Source organism: Nocardiopsis akebiae (assembly GCF_018316795.1).
Classification (GTDB): domain Bacteria; phylum Actinomycetota; class Actinomycetes; order Streptosporangiales; family Streptosporangiaceae; genus Nocardiopsis; species Nocardiopsis dassonvillei.
The window spans coordinates 2,704,983-2,719,791 of the sequence record NZ_CP074132.1; the positions used below are offsets into that span (position 1 = coordinate 2,704,983).

A 14,809-nucleotide genomic window follows, 5' to 3' on the forward strand; every position below is an offset into this window, starting at 1 on the left:
CTCCGGGACGGGGCGGGACCGTGTCCCGTCCCGGATAGGGTCGCTGTCGACTTCGTTCCCCCAGACGAAGGAACCGGCCGTGTCACCGCTCCCCTCCTGGCACAGGAAGGTCCTGCCCCGCGTGCTCGGCGGGTGGGGCCTGCTCATGGCCGCCTTCACGGGCAGTTTCGTGGTCAGGCTCACCGAGTCGCCCACGCTCCTGGCGCTGTACGCGTCCGCGGTCCTGCTCCTGTTCGTCTGGTTGGACCGTCTGGGCCTCATCTTCGGGGAGGAGCCGTATCCGGGTTCGTCCGAGCGGCGACCGCCCCCGGGGCACGCACGGCCCCTGTCGGGCATGCGGGCTGGGCTGGGCCACATCGCACTGGTGATCCTGTCCTGGATGGTTTCCACGGGGTCCGCGCCCACCTGGCTGCTGAGCCCCGGCACGATGCTCATCCTGGCGGTCGTCGTCGGCATACCCCGACCACCGGAGGCCGAGGACGGAGAGGAGCAAGGGGACCCGCACCGGTGACACACCTCACCACCGGCCGCTGTGCTCGGGGCGTCCCCCCAGCGTGTCCGGAATCCCCGCACATGGGCGGATCGGCGCCCCTGTTCGCCTCGGTTGCGTCTACCGCCGGGTAGCTCGGTACGCTGCAATGCGATCCCACCCCCCGCAACACCACGTCGTGGCTGATCACAGCAGCCGCAGGAGAAGAGGAGCACCTATGTCGCGCTCGGTACTGGTCACCGGCGGCAGCCGCGGAATCGGCCTGGCCATCGCCCGTGAGCTGGCCGCGGGCGGAGACGACGTCGCGGTGACCTACCGCTCCGGCGAGCCCCCGGAGGGTCTGCTGGGCGTCCGCTGCGACATCACCGACTCCGCCCAGGTCGACGCCGCCTTCAAGGAGGTCGAGGAGGCGCAGGGCCCCGTCGAGGTGCTCGTGGCCAACGCCGGCATCACCAAGGACCAGCTGCTGGCCCTGATGAGCGAGGACGACTTCTCCTCCGTGCTGGACACCAACCTCACCGGCGCCTTCCGCGTGGCCAAGCGCGCCGTGCGCGGCATGATGCGCAAGCGCTCGGGCCGCATCGTCCTCATCTCCTCCGTCGTGGGCCTCCTCGGCTCCGGCGGCCAGGTCAACTACGCCGCCTCCAAGGCCGGGCTCGTCGGCTTCGGCCGCTCCCTGGCCCGCGAGCTGGGTTCGCGCAACATCACGGTCAACGTCGTCGCCCCCGGCTTCATCGAGACCGACATGACCGCGGCCCTGTCCGAGGAGCGCCAGGCCGAGATCAAGAAGAACGTCCCGCTGGGCCGCCTCGGCTCCACCGACGACATCGCCAGGACGGTGGGCTTCCTCGCCGGGCCCGGCGGCGCCTACATCTCCGGCGCCGTGATCCCCGTCGACGGCGGCCTGGGCATGGGCCACTGACCGGGTTCGCCCCTCTTTTTCCCCTCCAGCCACCGGAAGGGCTCCCCTTCCGCAACGGACCACAGACAGGACGGACGACCCGAACATGGGAATCCTCGAAGGCAAGCGCATCCTCGTCACCGGGGTGCTCACCGACTCCTCCATCGGCTTCCACGTGGCCCGCCTGGCCCAGGAGCAGGGCGCCACGGTCGTGCTCACCGGCTACGGCCGCCTGAGCCTGGTGGAGCGCATCGCCAAGCGCCTGCCCGAGACGCCCCCGATCCTGGAGCTGGACGTCACCGACGACGAGCAGCTCTCCACCCTGGCCGCCCGCGTCGGCGAGCACGTGGACGGCCTCGACGGTGTCGTGCACTCCATCGGCTTCACCCCGCAGGACGCCCTGGGCGGCAACTTCCTCAACACCGAGTGGTCGGACGTGGCCACGGCCATGCACACCTCGACCTTCTCCCTGAAGTCGCTGACCACCTCGCTGCTGCCGCTGATGAAGGACGGCGGCTCGGTCGTGGCCCTGGACTTCGACAACAGCGTCTCCTACCCCATCTACGACTGGATGGGCGTGGCCAAGTCCGCGCTGACCTCCACCGCCCGCTACCTGGCCCGCTACGTCGGCGACCAGAACATCCGGGTCAACCTCGTCTCCGCCGGGCCGCTGAGCACCATGGCCGCCCGCAGCATCCCCGGGTTCTCCGAGCTGGCCAAGCACTGGCCCGAGCGCGCCCCTCTGGGCTGGGACGTCACCAACCCCGAGCCCGCGGCCAAGGCGGTCGTGGCGCTGCTGTCGGACTGGTTCCCCGCCACCACCGGCGAGATCGTCCACGTCGACGGCGGCTTCCACTCCACCGGGGCCTGACCGCCCCGAACGCACCGGCTCCTCCGGAACCGGTGCCCCGGCACACGCGTGCGATAGGTTGACGCGGGCGGGCCACCCCCAGGGGCGGCCCGCCCGTCTGCCGTCGCGGGGCGGTCGCGGCGGCTGCCCGCCGTGTGCCCGAAGCGGCGCGTGCGCCCCCGGCAGGCGGCCGTGCGAGCCGAGAGCGAAGGGGACGGGGCAATGGATCTGGGACTGAAGGGGGCGCGGGTCGCCGTGACCGGCGCCAGCAGGGGGATCGGCCGGGCCATCGCCCAGCTGTTCGCCGCCGAGGGCGCCGACCTCGCGATCTGCGCGCGCACCCCCGAACCGCTGTCCGAGGCGGCCCGGGAGCTGGAGGAGACCGGCGCCCGCGTGTTCTCGCGCGCCCTTGACGTGACCGACCACGACGCGCTGCCCTCCTTCGTCGACGACGCCGCGGCCGAGCTCGGCGGCCTGGACGTGCTGGTGTCCAACGTCTCCGGCGGCAGCGCGCCCACCCCCGACCAGTGGGAGCGCGGCTTCGCGGCCGACCTGATGCCCTTCGTGCGCCTGACCGAGGCGGCCAAGCCCCACCTGCTGGCCTCCGGGCGCGGCGGATCGGTGGTGCTGATCTCCAGTACCTCGGCGCTGCACACCACCGTGCCCGCCGGACCGCGCTCCTACGGCGCGGTCAAGGCCGCGCTCAACCACCACGCGTCCTCGCTGGCCCGCGCCTGGGCGGGGGAGGGGGTGCGGGTCAACACCGTCTCGCCCGGACCGATCGAGTTCCCGGGCGGGGGCTGGGCGCGCCGCCGCGAAAGCGACCCGGGGTTCTACGAGTCCGTCCGCGAGCGCATCCCCTACGGCCGCCTCGGCCACCCCGAGGAGGTCGCCCGCGCGGTGGCCTTCCTGGCCAGCCCGGCCGCGGACTACGTCACCGGACAGAACCTGATGGTGGACGGCGGTTTCCTCGACCGGATCTGAGCGCGCCCCCGCCGCGGCCGGGCCCACCGCACCGCGGCGGCGCACTCCGGTTCCCCGTTTTCTTTGCTTTTTGTCGGACCGGAATCTGTGCCCTTGGCGTGACCAGCCCCTGCGGACCACGACTTCATGTCGTGGTCCTTTTCGTATTGACGGTGGCCTTTTCCGGTGTGAATGATGACAAAGGCTTTAATCATGTGACTTACAACACCCAGGGCGGTGCGGTGGAGCACAAGGGCCGTCCGGAGAGGAAGCTCATGCGGTCACGCTGGCGGTCGATCCCGGCGGCTCTGGGACTGGTGCTGGTCGCCTCGGCCTGCGGCGGGGGTGGGGAGGACGGGGCCGCCCGGGTCGAGGTCTTCTCCTGGTGGACCGGCGGCGGAGAGGAGGCCGGGCTCAACGCGCTCATCGAGCGGTTCGAGCAGGACCACCCCGGTGTCGAGTTCGTCAACGCGGCGGTGGCCGGGGGATCGGGCACCAACGCCCAGGCCGTCCTGGAGGGCAGGCTCCAGAGCCAGGACCCGCCCGACTCCTTCCAGGGGCACGCCGGGGCCGAGCTACAGGACTACATCGAGGCGGGCTACCTCCAGCCGCTCGACGACTTCTTCGACGAACAGGGCCTGCACGAGGCCCTGCCCGAGCAGCTGGTCGAACAGATCTCCTACGACGGCGGCGTCTACTCCGTCCCGGTCAACATCCACCGCTCCAACGTCATGTGGTTCAACCCCTCGCTGCTGGAGGAGGCCGGGGTAGAGGAACCCCCGCAGACCCTGGACGAACTGCTGGACGCACTGGAGGCCGTGGAGAGCGAGACCGACGCCATCCCCATGGCGGTCGGCGCGCAGTGGACCGTGGACCACCTCCTGGAGTCGGTGCTGCTCGGCTCGCTGGGCACCGACTCCTACAACGCCCTGTGGGAGCCGGGCGCGGACTGGGACACCCCCGAGGTCGCCGAGGCACTGGCCGCCTTCGAGGAGATCATGGCCTACACCCAGGAGGAGTCGGCCGCCGAGGACTGGCAGGAGGCCACCCGCCGCGTCTCCGACGGCGAGGCCGCGTTCAACATCATGGGCGACTGGGCCGCGGGCTACTTCGACGAACTGGGAGCGGTCCCGGGCGAGGACTACGACTGGGCCGCCTCACCCGGCACGGACGGCACCTACATGTGGCTGTCGGACAGCTTCACCCTGCCCCAGGGCGCCCCGCACGAGGAGCAGGCCCGCGCCTGGCTGGAGCTGGTGGCCAGCCAGGAGGGCCAGGACCTCTTCAACCCGCTCAAGGGGTCCATCCCGGCCCGTGAGGACGCGGACCCGGCCAACTACGCCGACAGCCCCTACCTGGAGTCGGCGCTGGAGGAGTGGCAGTCCGGGCCCGAGCTGGCGGGGTCCTTCTGGCACGGGGTGACCGTGGGCAACCGGTGGAAGAACGAGATCGACACCGCGGTCGGCCTCTACCTCCAGAACGAGGACCTGGACGCCCTCAACGACGCCCTGCACGCGGCCGCGCAGAGCGAATGAGCACCCTTCTCCACGACCCGGGGCCGCGGCCGACCGCGGCCCCGGGCCCGCCCGCCCCGGCGGCGACCGCCGCCGCCCGAGCCGGGGGCGCCGCCTGCTGGCCCGGGCGCGGACCTGGCTGCCCGCCCTGCTGCTGGTCTCCCCCTCCATCCTGCTCATCGGCGTGTTCGTCTACGGGATGATCGGCTGGAACACCCGACTGGCGCTCAGCGACAAGCACAGGCCCATCGACGACGGCGAGTTCGTCGGTCTGGCCAACTTCGTCGCCCTGTGGCAGGAGGAGCGCTGGCCCGCCGCCGTGGCCAACGCGGTCGTGTTCACGCTGGTGTTCGTCGGCGGCGCCCTGCTGCTCGGCTGGCTCCTGGGCCTGCTGCTGGACAAGGGCATCCGCGGCGAGGCCGTCTTCCGCACCCTGTTCCTGGCGCCGATGGCGGTGTCCTTCATCGCCACCGGCGTGGTGTGGCGGTGGCTGATGAACCCGGCCCCGGCCGAACGCGCCACCGGCCTGAACGCCCTGTTCGTCCACCTCGGCCTGGACTTCCTGGTCAACGACTGGTGGACCGCCCCCGACCTCGGCATGGCGGCGATGGCACTGCCCGCGGTCTGGCAGCTCGCGGGCTACATCATGGCCCTGTTCCTGGCCGGGTTCCGCGGCGTGCCCGAGGAGCTGCGCGAGGCCGCCCGGGTGGACGGCTGCTCGGAGTGGGGGGTGTACTGGCGCGTGGTCATGCCCCAGTTGCGGCCGGTCGTGCTGAGCGCGGTCATCATCCTGGGCCACATGTCCCTCAAGGTGTTCGACCTGGTCATCGCGATCGCCGGACAGCAGATCGTCGCCGACGTGCCCGCCGTGTACATGTGGACGACCGTGTTCGAGGTGCGTGACCCGGCCAAGGGCGCCACCATCGCCGCCTACCTGCTCATCGCGGTGGCGGTGTTCGTCATCCCCTACCTGGTGTGGACCGTGCGCAAGGAACGGAGCGAAGGTCGATGACCGCGAGCGCCCCCGAACGTGTGACCGCCCCCGGAGGCGGGGCGGCCGGGACGACCCGGAGCGGTCAGGCGGTCAAGGCCGCCGTCCTGGTGGTGCTGGCCGCGTTCTTCCTGCTGCCGATGTACGTGCTGGTGGTCACCGGCTTCAAGCCCTTCGACGAGGCCTCCGCCGCGCAGGCCTGGCTGCTGCCGCGGAACTGGAGCCTGGAGGGGTGGACGACGGCTTGGACCGAGCTGGCCCCCGGGCTCTGGAACAGCGTGCGCATGGTGGTGCCCAGCGCGGTCATATCGGCGGTGCTGGGTTCGCTCAACGGCTACGTGCTGGCCCGGTGGCGCTTCCCCGGCGCGGACACCGTCTTCACCCTGTTCCTGTTCGGGATGTTCATCCCCTACCAGGCGGTGATGATCCCGTTGCAGCAGCTGCTGGTGAACGCCCAGCTCATGGGCGGGGTGTTCCCGCTGATCCTGGCGCACACCGTCTACGGCATCCCGATCTGCACGCTCATCTTCCGCAACTACTACGCGAGCATCCCGCCGACCCTGATCGAGGCCGCCCGCGTGGACGGGGCCGGGCTGCTGCGCACCTACGCCCTGGTGGTGCTGCCGGTGTCGGCCCCGGCCTTCGCCGTGACGCTGATCTGGCAGTTCACCTCCGCCTGGAACGACTTCCTGTTCGCCGTGTTCCTGACCGGCCCGGGGAGCTGGCCGGTGACGGTGCAGCTCAACAACGTGGCCGGGTCGATGGTGGTGCCCTACAACCAGCAGATGGCGGCGGCGGTGCTGGCCTCGCTGCCCACGCTCGTCATCTACCTGCTGCTGGGGCGCTACTTCATGCGCGGGTTGATGGCGGGTGCGCTCAAGGGCTGATCGCTGCGTCCCGGTGCCGGACCCGGCACCGGGGGCCGGGGCCGGACCGGACCCCGGCCCGTGGTCCCGGGGATCAGGCCCGTGCGCGGTCGCCGCGCCGGTGCGCCAGCAGGCGCAGGGCCACGACGGCCGCGCCGAGCGCACCCGCCGCCAGCGTCGCCGCCGTCACGTCGGGGAGCCACGTCAGTGCCGGGCGCGGGCCGTGGCTCGCCGCCACCCCCGCCGCGGCGCTCACCGCGACCAGTCCCAGGGCCGACCACAGCGCGGTCGCCCACCGGCGGGGCCGCCGCACCCGCACGGCCGCGACGGCGCCCGCGCCCAGCGCCGCCGCGGCGGCCGTGGGCGTCCACACCGACGCCAGGTACAGCGGGTCGGTGCCGGGGGAGGAGGGGGAGTCCCCGCCGGCGAGCATGTGTGCCAGCCCGAAGGCGACCGCCTGGATCTCGCCGTCGCGCAGCATGTCGTAGGTGTTCTGCAGGACCACCACCGCCCTCCCGCGCTCGGGCAGCACCACCACGATCGCCGCGTACCCCGGGGTCGAACCGCCGTGGAAGACGATCGGCTCACCGAGGTCGGACAGGGCGGTGTCGCGCCAGCCCAGGCCGTACTCCTGCGCCGAGCCGGGGACCGGGACCAGCCCCGTGCGGGCCCGCTCCAGCGCGGCGGCGTCCAGCACGGGCGGCTCCGCCGCCACCTGAGCCCGCGCGAACGCGGCCAGGTCGGTGACGTCCCCGCCCAGGTAGCCGTAGGCGGCTCCCGCGTCGTCCACGCCGTCGGCGTCGGCCACCGGCACACCCCACAGCGTGCGGTGCCCCGGGCTCAGCCGGGCCTCCCGCGCCTGGGCCGCGCCGGTGAAGACGCCGTCCATCCCCGTCGGCTCCAGGACGCTCTCGCGCAGGTACCCGCGGAAGTCGCCGGTCACCTCCTCCATGACGGCGCCCAGCACGAGGTAGTTCGCGCTGCTGTACTCGTGCGTGCCCGGGTCCCCCGGCTCCGAGGCGGCGGCGTACGCCACCCGCGCGTCCAGGTCCGGGGCCCGCCCGCCGTAGAGGTCGCTGGTGGCGGCGGCGGTGCGCCCGGTGAGCCCCGAGGTCTGGGTGAGCAGGTCGCGCACGGTGGGGTCGGCGCCGAACCCCGCGAAGACCGGCAGGTACTCCTCGACCGGGGCGTCCAGGTCCAGACGCTCCTCCCGGGCCAGGACCAGCGCGGCGGTGGCGGTCACGGGCTTGGCCACCGACCCCCACAGGAACGGGGTGTGCTCGTCCACCGGGGCGCCGTCGCCGTCCACGCCGAAGGTCCCCTGGTGCTCGACGCCCCCGGGCCCGACCACGGCGTAGGCCAGGCCGGGGGTGTCGGTGGCCGCCATGCGTTCTTGTACGTAGGCGTCCATCCCGACGGAGTCGGCGGGAGCCGCGTCGTCCGGTGGAGTCGTGACCACGGGGGACAGGGCGAGCAGCAGGGCGAGGGGGACGTGCGTGAGGGGGAGGGGCATGAGGGGGCCTTTCGATAACCGTATATCCATACGATTATGACCGTACCATGATACGGTTATCCGGTGCCGAGAACCGCAGACCACGCCCAGAGGCGCACGCAGATCACCGGCGCCGTGTGCGAGCTGATCGCCGAACGGGGGCTGGACGCCGTGACCGTGGCCCGCACGGCCGCGCGCGCGGGGATTTCCGTCGGGCTCGTGCAGCACTACTTCCCGTCCAAGGACGACATGCTGCTGCACGCGTTCGAGCGGGTCAGCACGGCCGTCGCCACCCGCGTCGCGGACGTGGTCAGCGAGGGCGCCCGGCACGAGAGGACGATCTCCGAGATCCTGCTGGCCGCGCTGGCCGAGCACCTGCCGCTGGACGAGCCCCGCCGTGCGGAGTTCCGGGTGATCCGCGTCTTCGCCGGACGGGCCCTGGAGAACCCGGCCCTGGCCGAGGTGGACGCGCGCACGGCGGACGCGCTGCACGCCGAGATCGCCCGGGCGGTGCGCAACGGCGTGGAGTGCGGTGAGGTGGAGGCGGACGTGGACGCCGCCGCGTCCGCCTCCCGCGTCGCCGCCGTGGCCGAGGGGCTGGCCACCCAGGTCTACCGGGGCGGACCCGGAGCCGCCGAGCGCGCCCGGGAGGCGTTGCGCGCGGAACTGGGTTCGGTGTTCACGGGAGAGTGCCGCCAGTACGCGCGCTGAACCGCTGACTTTCCCGGCTGCGGTGGCGGTGCCGCCTCCGGGAGGGTCGGAGCGGCCCGAGCGCCCCGGTCGTGTGGCGGGTTGCCTCCCAGCAGACGTGCTGTCGATGTCCTCGTGTGGGCTCTGGAGGTGTTCGCGCGGGTTCAGGGGGAGGTCGGGGGGTCCGGCTGGTTGAGGAGGGTGGCGATGTGTTCTTTGGGGTAGCGGCGTGCTCCGCCGGGGGTGCGGAAGGGTTTGAGGACGTTGTCCCATTGGCCTCGGTGGAGGCTGCGGGGGCGGATGTTGAACAGGGCGGCGACTTCGCTGGGTGTGAGGACGTCGGGGCGGCCGTCGAGGAGGTAGCTGTAGTCGGGCATGAGGAGCTTTCCGTGTCCGGTGTTGGGTGTTCTGCGCTGGGTGTTGTGCAGGTGGCTAGTGGGGTGGCCCCGCCTCCCCGGGGAAGGAGGAGGCGGGGCTTCGGGCCGGTGCCTTCCGCATCGGCCCGTCCGCACCGGCCCGGGGGACAGGTCGGGTGGTGCGGAGCCTGGAAGGGCTCGCCTGCCGGGAAGCGGGCTACCAGGGGAAGACGGCGCGGACGGTGATCGCGCCGCAGGAGTGCTGCTTCCAGTCCCAGTAGGAGCACAGGGCTTCGACCAGGCGCAGACCGTTGCCGCTGGGGCGCAGGGGTTCGAGGTCGGGCACGCTCGGGAACATGGGTTCCTCGCCGGGGCGGGGGCCGTTGTCGGTGACGCGGAGTTCGAGGTGGCGTGAGGTGCGTTCGATCTCGACGCGGATGCTGCCGCCGGGAAGTCCGGACGCCGAGTGACGCAGGGCGTTCGTGGTCATCTCGGAGACGGCGATGCCGACGGGTTCGGCCAGGCTCGGCCTGGAGCGGGTGGCCTGGGCGGCCCAGCGGCGGGCGATCCTGACGTGGCCGAGTTCGGGGCCGAGCAGAATGCCTGATTTGGTGGCGGTTCCGCACAGTCGGCGTGGAAGCGGGATGGGCGGAACGGTAGACTTTTGCATGTTTCACCTCGGGGGTTTCGGGGTGGAGCGCTCTGCCTCGGAGGCCGCCTTCGACTTCGGTCTCCGGGGCTTTTTGCTGCCATCACATAGTTGTGCGCCTTGGCTACCTCGCGGTTGCATCGGGCCTTCGAGCCCTAACCTTGGTGTTTCTTGCTCTCCTCACGCCACTACCTGAAGAACTTGCGAAAAGGCCGGACAGGCCTCGGAAGCTAGGCGTAATATTCCGAGCATGAGCGACCCTCCGTTTCGTGAACTCATTAAGACCTTCCGCGATTTGCAAGGCCTCACTCAGGAGCAGTTGGCTGCCCGCGTGGGCTGTTCTGCCGCTTCCGTATCCCGGTGGGTGAACGGACAATCCCTTCCCCACCTCCCTCTTGCGGAGAAAATGGACAAGGTGCTCCGCGCGGATGGGAAGCTGATCGCTGCGTGGCGTCAGGCTACGAGTGGACATGCCCTGCCCGAGTGGGCACGAGATTTGCAAGCCATAGAGCGTGCCGCAAGGCAGCTCAGCATTGTGGCACCTGCTCTTATTCCTGGGCTGTTGCAGTGTCCGGAGGTCGCCCGTGGTGTGTTTCGGACAGCACAGCCGCTTGCCACCGCGAAGGAGCTTGATCGCTTGGTGGCTCTGCGCACAGGCAGGTTGGAAGAGTTGCCTGACCTCGAAGTGACTGCTGTATTTCCTGTTGCGGCTGTATCTGGCCTCCCTGAGCCCCTTCGTCGGGCGCAGGTGCCGTACCTCATCGAGTGGGCTGAAACAGGGCGGGTCGCGGTGCACCTTGTGCCTGACGGAACGACGCTCCTCGGCCCTTCGGCTCCGTTGATGCTCTTCCGTCTGGAGTCAGGGGAACTCGCGGTCGTCAGTGATCATGCTGACGGTAACGTGATCCACGAGGACAGCACGCACGACAGACTGTCCGCTCAAGCCACCACCGCGCTGGCAGCATCCCTGCCACTTGCACTCTCGCTCGATGTACTGAGGAAGCTCACATGAACACCACCACCGAATGGCATAAGTCCAGCTACAGCGCCAACGGGGGCAACTGCGTTGAGATCCGTGAGCACAAGGCTGGTTCGGACGTGCGTGACACTCAGAATCGGAACCAGGGGCATCTGACGTTCGCTCGTCAGGAGTGGGCCGCCGTTCTCGCTGTCACGAAGGGATGAGCCGTGAAGTCTGGCTGGCACAAGTCCAGCTACAGCAGTGGTAGCGGAAGCTGCGTCGAGGTTAGCGAGGGCTCTGAGACACTGGTTCGGGACACCCAGAACCGGGAGCTGGGCCATCTGTCGGCCGAGGCCTCGGAGTGGACGGCACTACTGGCTGCGGTGCGCGTCCGGTAGCGAAGTACCTCGATCCGGCCCTGCCCGCGCCCGGGCAGGGCCGGTTTCTGTTTCCCACCCGTCACCCGCTACGCACCAGCCACGCATACACCGCCAAACCGGACCCGTAACCGGCCACACCTGGCTACGGTGTCCACCATGGCTACTCACGAGGAGCTGTCCTCCCGCTATCCCGACGTCCTCTTCACCAACCTGCCGCCCGGAGCACACGGCACGGGTGCGGTCTGGGAGGTCCGGTCCCGAGGCTCCGACACGATCATCATGTACGCGCACACCGACGAGCAGGCCGACCGGTACGCGAAGGTCGTCGCCCGAGCCGTCAAGTACCCCGGCCAGATGGGATGACGACGCCCCGCGCCGACGGACTGGGCTTGATCGGGACCCTCCCCCGCGTGCGCGGGACCGCAGGTTGTCCACAGGGCGAAGAGCGGTCTGGTGCGGTGCCGGACGGGCGGGCTACGCTCGATTCGGGGGAGTGCTCGCTCCGCGCAGGTGCGTAACGCGCCCCCGAATCCAGTCTGGCTGGCCTTCCCACCCGCCGCCAACCCCCGGCTTCCGCCTGTGGACGACCGCCTCCGCGTGCCCGGGGAGCGTTGGGAAACCGCCGCACTCCGACCCGGCTCGATCGGAACCATCCCCGCGTGCGCGGGGCGCGTGCTTCCCGAACCGCGGGCCTACCCCTCGCGCAGAATCCTCACCAGGCGGGTCGTCCGCTCCTTCGCCGCGTTCTCCCGCACACCGGTCTCCAGCCCGCCGCCGGTCGCGTCCACCAGCGACACGTGCCGCGTCGCGCGGGTCAGCGCCGTGTACACCTGCGGCCGCGACACCGGAACCTCCGGCGGGAACACCGCCACCACGGCGGGCCAGCGGCCCCCGTGCGCGGCTGCCACCGTCACCGCCCAGCCCGGGCGCAGCGCCGCCGGGTCGGTCACCTTCACCCGACCGCCGCCGACCAGCTCCACCACGGCACCGCCGTCCACCCCGCGCAGACGACCGGTGTCACCGGGCCCGTAACCGGGGCCCTCCGCCGTGAACAGCACCCGGTCGCCCACGTCGAATCCGCCGTGCGCACCCGGCCCCGGGTTCAGCCTCTCCTTGCACGCGGCGTTGACCGCCCGCGCACCGGCCGGGCCGTCCTCCCGCGCGGTCACCACCTGCACGTGCTCGGCCCCGATCCCCAACGCGCGCGGAATCGAGTCCGTCACCAGCTGCACCACCCGGTGCACCGCCTCCTCGGCCGACGCCGCCGGAACCCGCACCACCTCGCGTCCGGGCGCCTCCACCTCGGGAACCCCGCCCGAGGCCACGCCCGCCGCCAGCTCCGCGATCGGCCCCGGGGCGTCCTCGTCGGCCACCTCGGCCACGTGCGCGGTCCGCGACGCGGCGATGTCCACCACCACCTGGCCCGGCGTGGCCGAGGGCGCCTGGTTCGGGTCGGCCAGCAGCACCAGGTGGGCGTCGTCCGCGCACACCGACGCCAGTTCGGCGGCACGGGCCGCGCCCACCGACATCGCCTCGCACAGCACCACGAGACCGGCATTCAGCGGCGCCTGCGCCAGGAGCACGGGCAGCGACACCGCCCGCACGGGGGGCTGCACGTCCTCGCCGGGCCCCTGCTGTCCCTCCTGGCCCTGCTGTCCCTGTGGGCTCCGCTGTTCCGGCTGCTCCCGCGCTTCGTCAGCTTCTTCGGACCCCTGCTCGTCCGAAGCCCCCTGCTTAGCCGGTGTCTCCTGTGCCTCCGAAACCCCTTGTGCCTCCGGAGTCTCCTGCGCGTCCGAGGCCGCCTCAGCGCCCTCAGCCCCCCGCGCCGCTTCGTCCTCCCCGGCACCCCGGGTCTCCTCGGCGGCCCCGCTCCCGGCCCCGGCCTCCGGCGCCCCTCCGGCACCCCCGGAAGCCCGCGCCTCCTCCGAACCCCCTGCCGCGGCCCGCTCCCCGCGGACCCGCGCCAGGTCGGCGTTGACGGCCGCCGCGGCCTGCGCGGTCGGAGCCGCCACCGCGATCCCCACCTGGCTGTCGGTGGCGATCGCGTCCAGGCACACCAGCGCCCGCGCGATCTCCGCCGCGTCGCCGGGTCCGTGCCGCAGCACCGTCACCGGGCGCAGGGTCGCCGTCACCAGGGCCTCGCGCGTGCGATCCGAGATGGTGAACCCGCCCTGCTCCACGGCCGCGTCCACCGTCTCGCCCGCGGTCGCCGAGTCCATGATCGGCTCGTTGCCGCCGATCAGCCGCAGCAGCTGTTCGCCCAGCCGCTGTTCGGCGTGCCCCACCTCGGGCAGGGCGTAGAACAGTTCGGTGTCGGGCAGGTCCGGGACCCCGCCCCCGCTGAAGTCGAAGTCCTCGTCGTCGTCCTCGTCGGTGCTCTCGAGCACCACCGCGCTCCCGTCGGCCACGGCCGCCTCCAGCGCGGCGGCCGGATCGGCCACCCCGAACCCGCCCACGACCGAGGCCAGCTTCTTCTCCTCGACCACGGTGTGCCCGCGCGCGGCGGACATGCGCAGCACGTGCCCGGTGAGCGCCGCCAGCCGCCGGGGGTCGCCGGGCCGCGCGCCCTCGCCCAGGTGTCTGCGGGCGCAGAAGTCGGCCTGCTCCGGGGTCACCTGCGGCAGGTGCAGCAGCAGCCACGGGTTCGCGTCCAGCGCGGCTGCGGCCCCCGGCCCCAGCACGCCCAGCAGCCGCGGCGCCAGGGCGCCCGGCGCGCCCATCCGGTCAAGGACGGCACTGACCTGTTCTGCCTCGGACACCTCGGGCGGTTCCCCTCGTCATACGGTTCACGGACTCTGGGGGAGCCTATCGACTGGCGACGACGCTCGGTTCCCGCTTCCGGGGCGCCCCCGCCGCCACGCGCTCCGCCCGCCGTCGCCTGCCGCCGTCCGGGCCGGTCGCCGTCGTCCGCGCCGGTCGTCGTCCGCACCGGCCGCACGGACCCCGAGCGTCTCCCGGACGCGTTCCGGAACCTCCCCGACGCCGGACCATTCCGGCCCTGGGAGCGCCCCCGGCCCGCCCGCTACTCCCGCTTCGCCCGGTTGCCGCGCCCCCGCCGCCCCTCCCGCTTCACCGGCCTCCCTCCCGGATCGTCCGGACCGACGACCCGGCGCACGGCCGCGCACGGGTCGGTCGTGGGGGAGGACTCCTGAACGGAGACGGCCGCGAGCTGGGCGATCCGGCGGAACAGTTCTCGCGCGGGCGGGTCGAGTCCCGCCAGGACGTGCTCCTCCGCCTCACGCACGCGTTCGCTGAGCGAGGCCAGCACCTCGTGGCCGTGCGCGGTGGCGCACACCCGCCGCACCCGCCGGTCGCCGGGGTCCACCCGGCGCCGCACGAGGCCGGCCTCCTCCAGGTCGTCGAGGAGGTAGGTCATCACGCTGCGGTCGATGAGCAGCCGCTCGGCCAGGGCCGCCTGGGTGGGGGGCTCGTCGAGCGAGACCGCGGTGAGCACGTGGTAGCCGCGGCTGCCGTGCGGGACCCCGTCCAGGACCGCCTCCACCCGCTCGTGCCACCGGCGCAGGAGCACGGCCAGCGACCACCCCAGGTCGGTGTCCTGTCCCGGAGCCGGGTCCGCGCCCGCTTCCGGTGCCGTGCCCGTGTCGGCGGCCGTGCCCGTGTTCGGGCCCGCGTCCCCGGCCGGGGTCCGACCGGGCTTGGAAGTGGGGAGTGCCATGCTCCGAGGCTACCAGGAATAGGTGGAACA

At 72.1% G+C, this 14,809-nt stretch carries 17 protein-coding genes; 12 read left to right on the forward strand and 5 right to left on the reverse strand.

Annotation, left to right across the window (positions count from 1 at the left end; translation table 11 throughout):
• Positions 1-79 precede the first annotated feature (79 nt).
• The 7 genes from KGD83_RS11665 (at position 80) to KGD83_RS11695 (ending at position 6,596) form a co-directional block, all read left to right on the forward strand.
• Positions 80-511: a hypothetical protein gene (locus tag KGD83_RS11665; RefSeq protein WP_212643782.1), complete on the forward strand. Its 432-nt coding sequence runs from the start codon at positions 80-82 to the stop codon at positions 509-511.
• Positions 512-707: 196 nt separating this feature from the next.
• The gene (fabG, locus tag KGD83_RS11670; protein WP_212643783.1) at positions 708-1,412 is read left to right on the forward strand and encodes a 3-oxoacyl-ACP reductase FabG; all 705 of its coding nucleotides are present in this window, start codon (positions 708-710) and stop codon (positions 1,410-1,412) included.
• Positions 1,413-1,497: 85 nt separating this feature from the next.
• On the forward strand, positions 1,498-2,262 hold the full coding sequence (gene fabI, locus KGD83_RS11675) for an enoyl-ACP reductase FabI (protein WP_019608363.1): 765 nt from the start codon (positions 1,498-1,500) through the stop codon (positions 2,260-2,262).
• 201 nt (positions 2,263-2,463) lie between these two features.
• The gene (locus KGD83_RS11680) at positions 2,464-3,225 is read left to right on the forward strand and encodes an SDR family NAD(P)-dependent oxidoreductase (protein ID WP_212643784.1); all 762 of its coding nucleotides are present in this window, start codon (positions 2,464-2,466) and stop codon (positions 3,223-3,225) included.
• Between the two features lie 254 nt (positions 3,226-3,479).
• Positions 3,480-4,739: an ABC transporter substrate-binding protein gene (locus KGD83_RS11685; protein ID WP_212644386.1), complete on the forward strand. Its 1,260-nt coding sequence runs from the start codon at positions 3,480-3,482 to the stop codon at positions 4,737-4,739.
• Positions 4,740-4,857: 118 nt separating this feature from the next.
• A complete protein-coding gene (locus KGD83_RS11690) occupies positions 4,858-5,730 on the forward strand; it encodes a carbohydrate ABC transporter permease (RefSeq protein ID WP_212644387.1) in 873 nt (290 codons plus the stop codon).
• Positions 5,727-6,596, forward strand: a complete 870-nt coding sequence (locus tag KGD83_RS11695; protein WP_212643785.1) for a carbohydrate ABC transporter permease — start codon at positions 5,727-5,729, stop codon at positions 6,594-6,596. The genes KGD83_RS11690 and KGD83_RS11695 overlap by 4 nt, the downstream gene beginning before the upstream one ends.
• A 73-nt stretch (positions 6,597-6,669) precedes the next feature.
• On the opposite strand, the gene KGD83_RS11700 is transcribed toward KGD83_RS11695, so the two are convergent.
• On the reverse strand, positions 6,670-8,088 hold the full coding sequence (locus KGD83_RS11700) for a serine hydrolase domain-containing protein (protein WP_212643786.1): 1,419 nt from the start codon (positions 8,086-8,088) through the stop codon (positions 6,670-6,672).
• 63 nt (positions 8,089-8,151) lie between these two features.
• Here KGD83_RS11700 and KGD83_RS11705 point away from each other — a divergent pair, with 63 nt between their 5' ends.
• Positions 8,152-8,778, forward strand: coding sequence for a TetR/AcrR family transcriptional regulator (locus tag KGD83_RS11705; protein ID WP_212643787.1), 627 nt, complete (start codon positions 8,152-8,154; stop codon positions 8,776-8,778).
• A 143-nt stretch (positions 8,779-8,921) separates the two neighbouring features.
• Here KGD83_RS11705 and KGD83_RS11710 read toward each other — a convergent pair whose 3' ends face one another.
• Together KGD83_RS11710 and KGD83_RS11715 are read right to left on the reverse strand one after the other, a co-directional pair.
• Positions 8,922-9,134 (reverse strand): helix-turn-helix domain-containing protein, encoded by a 213-nt coding sequence (locus KGD83_RS11710; protein WP_019608368.1) that lies wholly within the window; start codon positions 9,132-9,134, stop codon positions 8,922-8,924.
• A gap of 196 nt (positions 9,135-9,330) precedes the next feature.
• Entirely contained in the window at positions 9,331-9,783 is a 453-nt protein-coding gene (locus tag KGD83_RS11715; RefSeq protein WP_212643788.1) for an ATP-binding protein, read from the reverse strand.
• A 229-nt stretch (positions 9,784-10,012) separates the two neighbouring features.
• Here KGD83_RS11715 and KGD83_RS11720 point away from each other — a divergent pair, with 229 nt between their 5' ends.
• From KGD83_RS11720 to KGD83_RS11735, 4 genes are all read left to right on the forward strand, one after another.
• Positions 10,013-10,774, forward strand: a complete 762-nt coding sequence (locus tag KGD83_RS11720) for a Scr1 family TA system antitoxin-like transcriptional regulator (protein WP_212643789.1) — start codon at positions 10,013-10,015, stop codon at positions 10,772-10,774.
• A complete protein-coding gene (locus tag KGD83_RS11725) occupies positions 10,771-10,947 on the forward strand; it encodes a DUF397 domain-containing protein (RefSeq protein WP_130394115.1) in 177 nt (58 codons plus the stop codon). The genes KGD83_RS11720 and KGD83_RS11725 overlap by 4 nt, the downstream gene beginning before the upstream one ends.
• Positions 10,948-10,950: 3 nt before the next feature.
• Positions 10,951-11,121: a DUF397 domain-containing protein gene (locus tag KGD83_RS11730; protein ID WP_212643790.1), complete on the forward strand. Its 171-nt coding sequence runs from the start codon at positions 10,951-10,953 to the stop codon at positions 11,119-11,121.
• Between the two features lie 138 nt (positions 11,122-11,259).
• Entirely contained in the window at positions 11,260-11,466 is a 207-nt protein-coding gene (locus KGD83_RS11735) for a hypothetical protein (RefSeq protein WP_212643791.1), read from the forward strand.
• Positions 11,467-11,795: 329 nt separating this feature from the next.
• On the opposite strand, the gene KGD83_RS11740 is transcribed toward KGD83_RS11735, so the two are convergent.
• Both KGD83_RS11740 and KGD83_RS11745 read right to left on the reverse strand, forming a co-directional pair.
• Positions 11,796-13,862, reverse strand: a complete 2,067-nt coding sequence (locus KGD83_RS11740; protein ID WP_212643792.1) for a helix-hairpin-helix domain-containing protein — start codon at positions 13,860-13,862, stop codon at positions 11,796-11,798.
• A gap of 263 nt (positions 13,863-14,125) precedes the next feature.
• Complete coding sequence (locus tag KGD83_RS11745) at positions 14,126-14,779, reverse strand: MarR family winged helix-turn-helix transcriptional regulator (RefSeq protein ID WP_212643793.1); 654 nt, start codon at positions 14,777-14,779, stop codon at positions 14,126-14,128.
• Positions 14,780-14,809: the final 30 nt, after the last annotated feature.

Excerpts from the sequence above, each read along its gene's own strand:
- KGD83_RS11680 (WP_212643784.1), top strand. The coding sequence starts at position 2,464 with ATGGATCTGGGACTGAAGGGGGCGCGGGTCGCCGTGACCGGCGCCAGC.
- KGD83_RS11710 (WP_019608368.1), bottom strand. The coding sequence starts at position 9,134 with ATGCCCGACTACAGCTACCTCCTCGACGGCCGCCCCGACGTCCTCACA.
- KGD83_RS11725 (WP_130394115.1), top strand. The coding sequence starts at position 10,771 with ATGAACACCACCACCGAATGGCATAAGTCCAGCTACAGCGCCAACGGG.
- KGD83_RS11695 (WP_212643785.1), top strand. The coding sequence starts at position 5,727 with ATGACCGCGAGCGCCCCCGAACGTGTGACCGCCCCCGGAGGCGGGGCG.
- KGD83_RS11745 (WP_212643793.1), bottom strand. The coding sequence starts at position 14,779 with ATGGCACTCCCCACTTCCAAGCCCGGTCGGACCCCGGCCGGGGACGCG.
- fabI (WP_019608363.1), top strand. The coding sequence starts at position 1,498 with ATGGGAATCCTCGAAGGCAAGCGCATCCTCGTCACCGGGGTGCTCACC.
- fabG (WP_212643783.1), top strand. The coding sequence starts at position 708 with ATGTCGCGCTCGGTACTGGTCACCGGCGGCAGCCGCGGAATCGGCCTG.
- KGD83_RS11685 (WP_212644386.1), top strand. The coding sequence starts at position 3,480 with ATGCGGTCACGCTGGCGGTCGATCCCGGCGGCTCTGGGACTGGTGCTG.
- KGD83_RS11700 (WP_212643786.1), bottom strand. The coding sequence starts at position 8,088 with ATGCCCCTCCCCCTCACGCACGTCCCCCTCGCCCTGCTGCTCGCCCTG.
- KGD83_RS11720 (WP_212643789.1), top strand. The coding sequence starts at position 10,013 with ATGAGCGACCCTCCGTTTCGTGAACTCATTAAGACCTTCCGCGATTTG.
- KGD83_RS11735 (WP_212643791.1), top strand. The coding sequence starts at position 11,260 with ATGGCTACTCACGAGGAGCTGTCCTCCCGCTATCCCGACGTCCTCTTC.
- KGD83_RS11715 (WP_212643788.1), bottom strand. The coding sequence starts at position 9,783 with ATGCAAAAGTCTACCGTTCCGCCCATCCCGCTTCCACGCCGACTGTGC.